This window comes from Peribacillus sp. SRI_006 (assembly GCF_057586375.1).
Genome location: NZ_JBYCZT010000022.1, coordinates 1 through 11,628, shown reverse-complemented (window position 1 = coordinate 11,628; position 11,628 = coordinate 1). Strand labels below are relative to the sequence as shown.

At 39.6% G+C, this 11,628-nt stretch carries 9 protein-coding genes; 6 read left to right on the top strand and 3 right to left on the bottom strand.

All coding sequences use genetic code 11. The features are described 5' to 3' along the window. Positions 1-13: 13 nt before the first annotated feature. Positions 14-1,768 carry an FTR1 family protein gene (locus tag AC2YHV_RS24685; protein WP_487374377.1) on the top strand — a complete coding sequence of 585 codons (1,755 nt, stop codon included), beginning with the start codon at positions 14-16 and terminating at the stop codon, positions 1,766-1,768. A 42-nt stretch (positions 1,769-1,810) separates the two neighbouring features. On the opposite strand, the gene AC2YHV_RS24680 is transcribed toward AC2YHV_RS24685, so the two are convergent. Then, positions 1,811-2,236, bottom strand: a complete 426-nt coding sequence (locus AC2YHV_RS24680; RefSeq protein WP_487374376.1) for a DUF4395 domain-containing protein — start codon at positions 2,234-2,236, stop codon at positions 1,811-1,813. Positions 2,237-2,835: 599 nt separating this feature from the next. On the opposite strand from AC2YHV_RS24680, the gene AC2YHV_RS24675 reads away from it, so the two are divergent. The 5 genes from AC2YHV_RS24675 (at position 2,836) to AC2YHV_RS24655 (ending at position 10,144) form a co-directional block, all read left to right on the top strand. Then, on the top strand, positions 2,836-3,291 hold the full coding sequence (locus AC2YHV_RS24675; RefSeq protein ID WP_223256011.1) for a MerR family transcriptional regulator: 456 nt from the start codon (positions 2,836-2,838) through the stop codon (positions 3,289-3,291). 196 nt (positions 3,292-3,487) lie between these two features. Next, positions 3,488-4,786 (top strand): hemolysin family protein, encoded by a 1,299-nt coding sequence (locus tag AC2YHV_RS24670; RefSeq protein ID WP_095679787.1) that lies wholly within the window; start codon positions 3,488-3,490, stop codon positions 4,784-4,786. Positions 4,787-5,060: 274 nt separating this feature from the next. Next, the gene (locus AC2YHV_RS24665) at positions 5,061-7,862 is read left to right on the top strand and encodes a response regulator (protein ID WP_487374375.1); all 2,802 of its coding nucleotides are present in this window, start codon (positions 5,061-5,063) and stop codon (positions 7,860-7,862) included. Between the two features lie 28 nt (positions 7,863-7,890). Next, positions 7,891-8,724 (top strand): CheR family methyltransferase, encoded by an 834-nt coding sequence (locus tag AC2YHV_RS24660; RefSeq protein WP_413003561.1) that lies wholly within the window; start codon positions 7,891-7,893, stop codon positions 8,722-8,724. A 277-nt stretch (positions 8,725-9,001) separates the two neighbouring features. Next, complete coding sequence (locus AC2YHV_RS24655; RefSeq protein WP_096340796.1) at positions 9,002-10,144, top strand: PP2C family protein-serine/threonine phosphatase; 1,143 nt, start codon at positions 9,002-9,004, stop codon at positions 10,142-10,144. Positions 10,145-10,259: 115 nt separating this feature from the next. On the opposite strand, the gene AC2YHV_RS24650 is transcribed toward AC2YHV_RS24655, so the two are convergent. Both AC2YHV_RS24650 and AC2YHV_RS24645 read right to left on the bottom strand, forming a co-directional pair. Next, positions 10,260-10,430, bottom strand: coding sequence for a CsbD family protein (locus AC2YHV_RS24650; RefSeq protein ID WP_065310846.1), 171 nt, complete (start codon positions 10,428-10,430; stop codon positions 10,260-10,262). A gap of 79 nt (positions 10,431-10,509) precedes the next feature. Beyond that, on the bottom strand, positions 10,510-11,268 hold the full coding sequence (locus tag AC2YHV_RS24645) for an alpha/beta hydrolase (protein ID WP_057276318.1): 759 nt from the start codon (positions 11,266-11,268) through the stop codon (positions 10,510-10,512). Positions 11,269-11,628 lie beyond the last annotated feature (360 nt).

The following is an 11,628-nucleotide window of genomic DNA, read 5'->3' as shown; positions in this document are numbered from 1 at the left end:
AGGAGGGACCACTATGACCGTTTCTAGATGGAAGAGTGGAATATTTGTTTTAGTCGTCAGTCTTTTATTTCTTTCGACTGATATTAAGATGGTTTCGGCGGGTGAAAACCATGATCAGCTCTTTGTTTATATTGGCGATAGTTTAATGAAGGTGAAATCAGGCGACCTTGAGGAAGTATCGAAAAATATCGAGCGATTCGAGCAAGATTGGAAAACGATAAAAACGGACAGCGAAAGTGCGAGGAAAGTCGACGAGAAGCTATCCGCAGTAAAACGTGCTGTGAGCGACCGAGCCTCCACAGATGAAATCAAAAAGCGATTATCGGCATTATCAAGTACGCTTGTTATTTATGATACAAACGAAAACCCTGTTGACAAGACTGACTATAAAGAACGGTTACAAGCGATACTTCCATTAATAGATAAGTTGGAGGCTTTGATAACTGAAGGTGACTTTGATCAAGCTAAAGTTCAATACACCAATCTCTTGAATCAATGGACCGATGCAGAGGTCATTGTCAGGGAGAAAAGTGTTGCTACATATGGTGAGTTCGAAACGAAAATGGCCTTTGTGCGGATAGCGATTACCCAAGATCCACCTGATCCGGAAAAAGCCCAAAAAAATCTAACTGAATTGAAGGGTTTAATCGAGGATTTCCTTGCTGGTAAAGTTGAAGTAGGAAGCCAGAAAAACACCTATTCACTTGGGGATGTAACACAACTTTTACAAGGAAGTGCAACGGATATTGAAAAGGATGAAATCGATTCTGCCGTTGATAAGCTAAATGAAATCTTAACAATTTGGCCTAATGTAGAAGGGGAGGTTTCCACAAGGGACAGCAAACTTTACAGCGATATGGAAACGAAGGTCCCGACCGCAATCAGCCTATTGCAATCGAAAAATGTAAAGGCGGATGAAGCAAAGGGAATCGTAACCGATTTAAACACAAGGTTACTCCCTTTAATTGAGGATACGGGTTATACAACATGGGATGCAGCTCTGATCCTTTTACGGGAAGGATTGGAAGCACTCTTGATTGTAGCTACATTGCTGTCTTTCCTAAAGAAAATCGGGCAAGCGGACAAACAAAAATGGATTTGGACAGGAGTTGGTGCGGGGTTAGTTGCCAGTTCCATATTGGCGGTCATAATCAATATCGTTTTCTCTCAGATCACGGCTGCTTCAAGCCGGGAATATATTGAGGGAATCACTGGGATAATAGCCGTATTGATGATGTTGACAATTGGTCTTTGGCTTCATAGTAAATCGAACGTCCATGCATGGAACCGATATATCAGCAAGCAAATGAACCAAGCCATTGCGACGGGGAGCATCATCTCTTTCGCTTTAATCAGTTTTCTATCCATCTTCCGTGAAGGTGCCGAGACGATTATCTTTTATGCTGGAATGGCTCCTTATATGGAATTAAAGCAGCTGCTGAGCGGGATTTTCCTTGCCTTCCTCATTTTAGTGGTAATTGGTTTCATCATGCTGCGGTACAGTGTGAAATTACCGATGTCCCTATTCTTTAAAGTGGCAACGATACTCATATATGCCTTGGCTTTCAAGATTCTTGGAGTCTCCATCCACTCACTTCAGGTTTCTCAAGTGATACAGACAAATACGATCAGCTCCTTCCCATTTGCAGAAACGATAGGTCTTTATCCAACAATGGAAACGCTGGTGCCGCAAGCTGTATTATTATTGCTGATTGCATTGGCCGCCATTTGGGTCAAACAGAGTAATTCCTTACGTGCAACCGAATAATAAAATGGGACTGACGAATGTCAGTCCCATTTATGTGTGCTATTAGCGTAGTGATCGGCGATAGGAATATTGCTTCCATTGATAAAGGATGAAGCAGCCGATGCAGAATCCAAGAATGGCTATGAGTGAAGCCACTCCGACCATCAAGGTAAATATATAACCGGTAACATTCCAACCAAGCAAAAAGGAAGTGAATCCAAGTCCTAAGCAAACGACTGCTATTGCCTGGTTGAATTGTTGCTGTGAATGATCTTCAGGAATATAATCGGACGGTTTCTTTTTAAGATAGAGCTTTGCCAGACGCATCACTGGATTGAAATTAAAGAGAAGACCCAAAAGCCCCGCTGTTAAAGGAATGGCTAATATCCATATTTGTCCCGTCAATAAGGCGGTAGCTACGCTTAACAAAATGACCCATTGATTCGTACGTACTAAGGGACGGGGAATGGAACGAATTTCACTCGTCATATAATACCAACCTTCCTTATGTGTTTTATTATATTTTATCCTTATTTTAATCACTTGTGAAGAGAAAGGTTAATAAAACAAAAGGTGATCTTATTTATAATTATTTTAATTTAGTATTGATTATCATTATAAAAGTAGTATAATATATTTATCATGAAACAAAAGTTAGGAGGACAGTATAAATGGTAGCAAAAGTTTGTGAAACATGTGGAACACCAATAAAAAAGCTAAAGCATTCTTCCCTATGCCAGTGCGGTCCTAAGATACTGAGCAATCAACTCTCAGATAAAACAAAAAAATAAACACCACTGGAATAGATCATAAACTAAACCATTAATCGGTTTGAGTTTGTAGATAAAAAGGGTTCCATCTTAATTTTTAAACAAAGTTGATTGGAGCGGTTGTTCGAGGCTCCCGGACCGACCGCGGAAAACGAGTGCCTTACGTTCCAATCAGCGTTCATATTTTATACACTCTCAAAAAATGAACCGATTATTCAATTAATCGGTTTTTATTTTTCCAATAAGGGGTAAAGAGCATAACAAATATTTTTCATTTCAATTAAAATAATGTACGATTATAGAATAGAATAAAACGTCATGAAGATTTGTCTAAACCATAACGTGACGGTTAGGAGGGGCTATGTTGGGAACGAGACTTTAAAAATTGGCGAGTTGGCGGAAATGGCGAATGTTACGAAACGAACCGTAGATTATTATACGAATCTTGGCTTGCTTAAAGCAGAACGTTCCGCCTCTAATTACCGTTATTATTCAGTCGGTGAACTTGAAAGGCTCCGCCGTATCGAAGGATACAAAAGAGAAAACCTTTCATTGGAAGATATTAAAGAAATACTTAAAAAGGATAAGGAAGCCGCATCAGCAATTGAGGCAAAAGGTCTTCAGCTCAAGAATAAAATGGATGGCCTGAACGAAGAACTTCAGGAATTCATCAGCTTGATTGAAAAGGACGGAAAAAGTGAGCTTCTTCTAAAAAAACAGATATCCCGTGAAAGCATGGCCTTGATCCAATCATTACTAGTGTTGCTCGTATGATTAAAATTTATCTCTATAGTTTTATGCACAAAGGTGCATAGTAACGATATAGGCTAAATGGTTTTGGTTCATGTTATAAGGCAAAAATGCTTATTAAACGAAAATAACCATTTATACAGGAGGTGCTTGGGATTAAGCCATATATGTCTAATCCGAAGAACAGTAGGATTGGAACTATATGGAGAACCCGCACATATTGGAGATTTTTATAAAATTATTGGCAGTAGCTGCATTAATAGCATTAACCGCATTTTTCGTTGCATCGGAATTTGCAATCGTGAAAGTCAGAAGTTCCCGGATCAATCAATTAATTGAAGAAGGGCATAGAAATGCCCTCGCAGCCAAGAAAGTGACATCGCATATCGATGAGTACTTATCTGCCTGTCAATTGGGGATTACAGTAACAGCCCTAGGTTTAGGGGTGTTGGGTGAACCGACGGTCGAGGCAATCTTAAAACCATTGTTCACTAAATGGGGATTAGAGGAATCTGTAAGTCACATCATCTCGTTCCTGATCGCGTTCGGTTCCGTGACATTCCTTCATGTTGTAGTCGGCGAACTCGCACCGAAAACAGTTGCGATTCAAAAGGCAGAAGAGGTGACCTTGCTATTTGCAAAGCCATTAATTCTCTTTTACCGCATTTTGTATCCATTCATTTGGGTACTGAATGGTTCTGCACGTCTCCTGACGGGCATGTTCGGATTAAAGCCTGCTTCCGAGTCCGAAATGGCCCATTCCGAAGAAGAGCTGCGCATCATTTTATCGGAAAGCTATAAAAGCGGTGAGATCAACCAATCGGAATACAAATATGTCAATCAGATATTTGAATTTGATGAGCGCATTGCCAATGAAATCATGGTTCCCCGTACGGAAATGACCGTTATCGAAAAAGGCATGCCATTATTGGAAGTTGTTGAACTGATTCAGGAAGAACAGTACACAAGGTATCCGGTCATAGACGGTGATAAAGATAATGTCGTGGGAATGGTCAATATCAAACGCCTTTATACAGCGACGATTACAGAAGATAATGTAACGGCTTTAACGGTGGATTCCTTTGTAACACCCATCATCCGTGTTCTTGAAACGATCGCCATTCATGATCTGCTGCTAAAAATGCAGAAGGAAAGGATCCATATGGCAGTTTTGACCGATGAATATGGCGGAACAGCTGGTCTTGTAACGGTTGAAGACATCCTTGAAGAAATCGTCGGGGAAATCCGTGATGAATTTGATCAGGATGAACGTCCGCTCATTCAAAAAATTGATGAAGGGCATTATGTATTCGATGCTAAAACATTGGTTGAAGATGTCAATGATACCCTTGCGATCGATTTGCCGGAGGAAGATATCGATACATTGGGTGGATGGTTCCTGACAGGCAGATTTGAAATTGCTGTCGGAGATAGAATTGAATACGCCGGATATGAATTTACTGTAAAGGAAATGGACGGCCACCATGTTTTATATGTTGAAGTGAAGAAGATTAAATAAACAGGATCACACCAAAAGCCGAAAGTGAAAACTTTCGGCTTTTATTATGTACGAACCATATATGACAATGGTAAGGCAGACTGTTACTTAATTGGAAAAGGAATTCATGTAAAATGATAGTGTAGGTAACCATTCTAGCTTGGAAAATGTTAAAATTGATTTTGAGCAATGAAACTATCTATATATCATTTCAAAGAATATAAGGTGAGTTCTAGTATTTTGCAATGCCGCTATTTCGGGCTGGTATAAATAAGTATTGAAGGTGGGCGGGAAAATGGGTTTTAAGAAAAAGCAAATGTTGGGATTTGGTTTGATCTTGCTTTTCTTGGCTATTTTACTTTCATTCATGATGTTTACGCTAAACAATTTAAAGAGCAGCATGACTGAAATAGTTGAGAATCGCTATGAGAAGGTTCAAGCTTCGATGGAAATCCGTCAGCTTTTTTCTAGATCGGACCGTGAGATTTTGTTTGCAGCTAATGATGCAAATAAAGAAGAAAGAGCAGAGAGCCTCGAAATCATCAATGAAAATCATAGTTTGATTGAATCAAAAATTGCCGGGTTATCAGGTTCGTTAAATAAGGCGAAAGCGAAGCAGCTATTGAAGGAGTTCGAGACCCAATATGCTTCTTACTCCATAACGGAGGCTGAAATCATCCAAAAGATAAAATCGGGAAACTCTTCTGATAATCTTTCAAGCCTGATGGATGACCAAAGGGAAAAACGAACGAAAGTCATCAGTACGATGGATGAATTTAAGGATTACCAAGAAGGTGTCATGAAAGATACCTTAAGTAATTCGAAACAAACCTATGAAGATATGATCGGTTTTGTAATTTTTGCGGTTATTCTCAGCATTTTGGTCATTTCCGTAACGGTTGTTTGGATGATTCGGAGCACATCAAAAGATCTGCAATCGATTACGAAGGTCATCAAAAATATCGATTTTAAAAATTTGTCGGTCATACCAAGAATTCCGGTTCGGACCACTGATGAAATTGGGGATATAGCGAAATCGTTCAATGATATGGCGGAATCGCTTGAAATCTATAACCAAAAAGAAAAAGATTTCACTGAAAAGATCAGTGAACAGAACTGGATTCAGACCCGTGTTGCAGATATAGCTACCATGTATCAGCGCATTGTTGATGTGGAAGTCCTAGCTGACCGGTTTATTACAAGACTTGCACCGATGATGGGAGCTTCAATTGGAGCTTTTTACGTCAAACGGGGTGAGGGTGTGGATATGCGCTTTGTGAAGCTTGCCAGCTTTGCTGGAGATGGCGAAGATTCGGGCAGGGGTGAATTCCGTCTTGGCGAAGGTTTGATCGGTCAATGCGCCCTTGAAAAGAAATCCAAAGTCATCGAAGATATCCCTGAGGATTTCCAATTGGTTACGACAGGATTGGGGGAAGTCAACCCGAAAAGCATTGTCATTGCGCCAGTCATTTTTGAGGATGAAGTGGTGGCGATGGTTGAACTGGCGAGTTTGGAGGCCTTTACGAAGCTGCAAAAAACGTTCCTGAACCAGGTACTTGATACTCTGGGCATAACGATCAATAATGTTGAGGGCCGGATGGAAATAGAGCGTTTATTGAAAGAATCACAGGCACAGACTGAAGAGTTACAGGCTCAATCGGAAGAATTGCAATCACAGTCAGAGGAGATGCAAGCCCAATCAGAGGAACTGCAAACACAGGCTGAAGAGTTGCGAATGATCAATGAACAATTGGAAGAGAGAAATCGTGAAACGGAAGAAAAATCGAAAGAGCTTCAAGTCGCTAAACTGAATCTTGAAAAACAAGCGGAAGAATTGAAGTTAAGTTCAAAATATAAATCGGAATTCATGGCAAATATGTCCCATGAATTGCGGACACCGCTCAATAGTATCCTGATTTTATCGGAAATGCTTTCAGATCCTAATGATAGTAAATTAAATGAAGAGCAACAGGAGTTCGCTCGTGTCATTAATTCATCAGGTCAAGACTTATTAACGTTGATCAATGACATTTTGGATTTATCAAAAGTTGAAGTCGGAAAGCTTGAAGTGGTCTTTGATGAAATGAATCTGAGTGAGCTTCCTGAGTTATTGCACCGTAACTTCGATCATGTAGCGAAGAAAAAGAACATTGACTTTATAATCGAAAAAAGTAAAAACGTTCCGGATATTTTCTTTACGGATGAACAGCGCTTCCAGCAAATTTTGAAAAACCTGCTATCCAATGCATTTAAATTCACGGAAAAAGGTTCTGTGTCTGTCCAAATCAAAAAAGCTGATGAAGAAAATGTAGCACAATGGATACAGACAAAAGGAGCGAGCAATTGGGTTGAAATTAAGGTGACGGATACTGGCATCGGAATATCAAAAGAGAAGCAAAAGCTTATCTTTGAAGCATTCCAGCAAGGTGACGGAGCTACAATGAGAAAATATGGCGGTACAGGACTTGGGCTATCGATTTGCCGGGAGTTTGCCAAACTTCTGGGAGGCTGGGTCATTGTAGATAGTGAAGAAGGGCAAGGCAGTACCTTTACTTTCTTTATTCCAAGCATGCCAGAGGGCTTCAAAAATGTCGACGAAGCAATAGCTGCTTCTCCGGAAGTGGCAGCAGCTAACCACGATGATTCTGCCGCGCCTTTTGGCGATCAGGGAGAACCGGATGCAGGTATGATGTATGAAGAAGATCAGGATAAGGCCAAACCATTCTGCAATAAAACAGTACTGGTCGTCGATGATGATCACCGCAATATATTTGCCCTGAAAAATGCGCTGAAGCATGAGGGGATGGAAATCCTTACAGCTGAAAACGGCTTTGAATGTTTGGAACTCCTTGAAAAAGGTAACAATATAGATGTTATATTGATGGATATCATGATGCCGGGTATGGACGGTTACGAAACGATGACCAGAATTCGCGAGCAAAGTAAATTCGAGGATCTTCCAATCATCGCGTTAACTGCAAAAGCGATGAAAGGCGATAGGGAAAAATGCCTGAAGGCCGGCGCTTCCGATTATGTCAGCAAACCATTAAAATTGGATCAGCTGCTATCAGTCCTAAGAGTATGGCTGACTAATTGATTGATAGTATGGGTGAGGAAGGATTTTCATGAAGGATACTTTAACGATTGAAGAAAGAGAAGATTTAGAAATCGAATTATTGCTAGAGGCCATTTATTCCGTTTCTGGCTATGACTTTCGTAAATATATGCGTTCTTCAATAAAAAGAAGAGTTGAAAATAGAATGAGGCTGGACCATGTTCGCAGGATCAGCGGAATGATTGAAATGGTTTTATATGAAAAAGGGTATGTCGAGAAGCTATTGAGAGATTTTTCAATAAATGTCACTGAAATGTTTCGCGATCCGGATTTCTTTAAAGCCTTTCGTTTAAATATTGTACCGCTCCTGAAAAAACTTCCTGAAATCAGAATTTGGCATGCGGGATGTTCAACCGGTGAAGAAGCCTTTTCCATGGCGATCATCCTCAAGGAGGAGGGACTTTATGATAAGGCGAGAATTTATGCCACTGATATGAATGATGAAGTCCTCCGTCATGCGGAAAAAGGGATATTACCTTTAAATAGAATGCAGTCTTATACGAAAAACTATCTGCAAGCTGGAGGTAACCAGGAATTTTCGGAGTATTATACAACCGATTATCAAAATGCTTATCTTGATTCGGGTCTCCTTAAAAACATTGTGTTTTTCCAGCATAATTTAGTTACTGATGGTTCGTTCAATGAGTTCCATATCATCATGTGCCGGAATGTGATGATTTATTTTACCGGTGAATTACAGACCTATGTTAATCAGTTGTTTTATGACAGTCTTTGTAAAGATGGCTTCCTTGCAGTCGGCAGCAAGGAAACTCTTCGTACATCATCCTTTTCGGAGGATTATGAGGACTTTGATTCAAAGGAACGGATTTATCGGAAACTGTAAAAAAGAAAGAGTTCGCATTTATGCGGACTCTTTCTTTTTTGATTAAATTATTTTTCATTTTTTTGCTTTACTATGTTTAAGGCATCGGAAAAAGGGGTATATATAATGAGTTGGTCTCCATGCAGAATCTCGACTGCAGTTTATTATTATTAAAAGAGACTGAACTTCGTTATAATATAATGGAAAAATCCCTGTTAAGGGAGCTTTATATAAGTACTGTTCCATATAAAAAAGATAAATGTTGCCGCTCGATATAAGCCAAAAGGGGAATGAAAGAATGACGATTTTAATCGTAGATGATAACCAGGTTAACCTTTTCGTTATAGAGAAAATTCTAAAACGAGCTGGCTATACGGATTTTCTATCATTAACTTCAGCTGTTGAGATGTTTGAATATTTACAGGTGGATAGTCCGCAACCTAAAGAGACTTCAGTTGATATCATTCTGCTTGATATCATGATGCCGGAGATCGATGGGATAGAGGCGTGCAGGAGACTTCAAAGTATTCCTCACCTTAGAGATATCCCCGTCATTTTTGTGACCGCCCTTGAAGATTCAAACAAGGTGGCCGAGGCACTTGATGTTGGCGGAATTGATTATATAATGAAGCCCATCAATAAAATAGATTTACTTGCGAGGATTCGCGTGGGGTTAAGACTTAAATATGAAAAAGATTGGCATAAAATGCAGGATGAAAAAATCCGCAATGAATTGGATCTTTCCATGCAGGTTCAAAGCAGCTTATTAAGTGAACCCATTATAAATGACCACTTAACTATAAGGGCATCATACTTACCTGCGAATAAATTAGCAGGGGATATGTACTATTGGCACCGCATTGATGAAAATCGGTATGGGATCATCCTGTTGGATATGATGGGGCATGGCATATCCGCCTCACTTGTGTGTATGTTCATATCCTCCGTATTGAGGGATGCCATCAGGACCCATTCGGACCCAGTGTCAGTAATAAATGAAATGAATCGCTGGATGAGTACCCTTAATAAAGATGATAATCCAGTGCATTATTATTTTACCGCTATTTATATGATCATTGATACAGAGCAAAAGACAGTGGAATATGTAAATGCCGGACATCCTCCTGGATTTGCTTTAATGGACGATGGAAAAGTGGTCTCCCTTTCAAAAGGGACATGTCCTGTTGGTTTCTTCACCGAGATGAAAATAGAGAAATCCGTCATTCATTATGAAGAGAAGATTCAGCTTATGCTATTTACGGATGGAGTCATGGAAGCAATAGATCGAGAAGGGACGGAAGGGCTCGACCAAATAAAAGAAGCGGTCTCGACAAGATGGTTTGATTGTAAAGAATCTCCCCCTATCGATTTTTTGATGTCACCTGAAATGCAGCAAGATCAGCCTGATGATATGTGTGTTGTGGTTATTCAAGCGAATTGAAGAAGGAAGAGGCGGCAGATCATCTGCCGCCTCTTCTCTATAAAAGGGGGGGTCACTTTTATATGAAATGAGAATGTTCGTTAAGAGAGTGAATCCTGTATTCGGCTATTTGCAATTAACGGTCATTTTTCAATTTACTAATGCCATCTTGGAGATTGCCTTTTAATTTATCGGCTTTACCTTCTGCTTGTAAGTGAGGATCATTTTTCGCGTTTCCGACTTGGTCTTTCGTTTCACCTTTAACTTTATTTACAGCACTCTTTACTTTGTCTGATAAACCGCTCATTATGTTACCTCCTTTTTCTTTATATACTGTATTTACCCATGAAGTGTATGGGTAAACCTGATTTATGGAGAAAGGAGTTTTAAGAAGCGATTATTTCCCTTTTACTTAACCTTTGAATGAACTGATAGGAATGTTCAATGATATGATCTTTGTCATGATCCAACGACGCCACATGATATGAATTTTCAAGGCGCACCATCTCTTTATCACCGGACATGACAGTATCGTAAATCTGATAGGAACACGAGTCTGGTACAACGTGGTCTTCTGGTGAATGGAAGATAAGAATCGGGCACGAAACGTCTATTAGTTTTTGGCTGGTATGTTCCATTATATCAAGCAATTGATTAATCGCTTTTGACGGAACTTGGTCATATGTGATTTCTTTAGGTATATCGTCTTTTATGTCAGGCTTGCCTTCGGGAATAAAGCGTGGAACCGATTGGTTACGATATCTTTCATATTCAGGAACTTGGAGAGCGGCGTTGATAGTAAGAATTCCATCACAAGCCAATTTTGTCGCTAAATCGAGAACAAGGGCGCCTCCCATTGATTGTCCGATGGCGAAAACATGGGTGCAGGTTCGCTTTAATTTTGCATAAGCCATTTCAACATCTTGTATCCATTCCTGATAATGACTTGTTTCCATTTCATATTCATCCGTTCCGTGGCCTGCCAGTCGAGGAGCGAAGACAGTAAAGCCTTTGGCGGCAAATTTTTCACCTAAATACCTTACGCTTTGTGGCGTTCCGTTAAAACCATGGCAAATAAGGATGCCGATAGAATTGCCGGGTAAGAAAAAAGATTCCGCACCTGGTATTACCATTGCTGCTGTCATATTCCCATCTCCTTTGATTTAGCTAAGTTTTGTTAATAGAAGGTTTTAATAAAATTAACTATTCCGATTATTTTACTTGGTTATATAATAGCATAATGAAAATTATGAAGTCAACTTGGTTATGTTCCAGAACTTCACTATTATTAAGAGCATCAAAAGGATATAAAGATAATTATCAGGTCATTTTCGTCTTTCTATTATATAAGTGCTGTCTTGAAATTGTTGATAAACTGAAGATGCTAATCACCGGTAATATATAAATATAAGAAATGGAGAAAAAGCATTGACTTTAAAGTGAAATGGGATTAATATAAATAAGCACCAACTAAGACATGCAAAAACTTCATCGCTTTTGGCAGG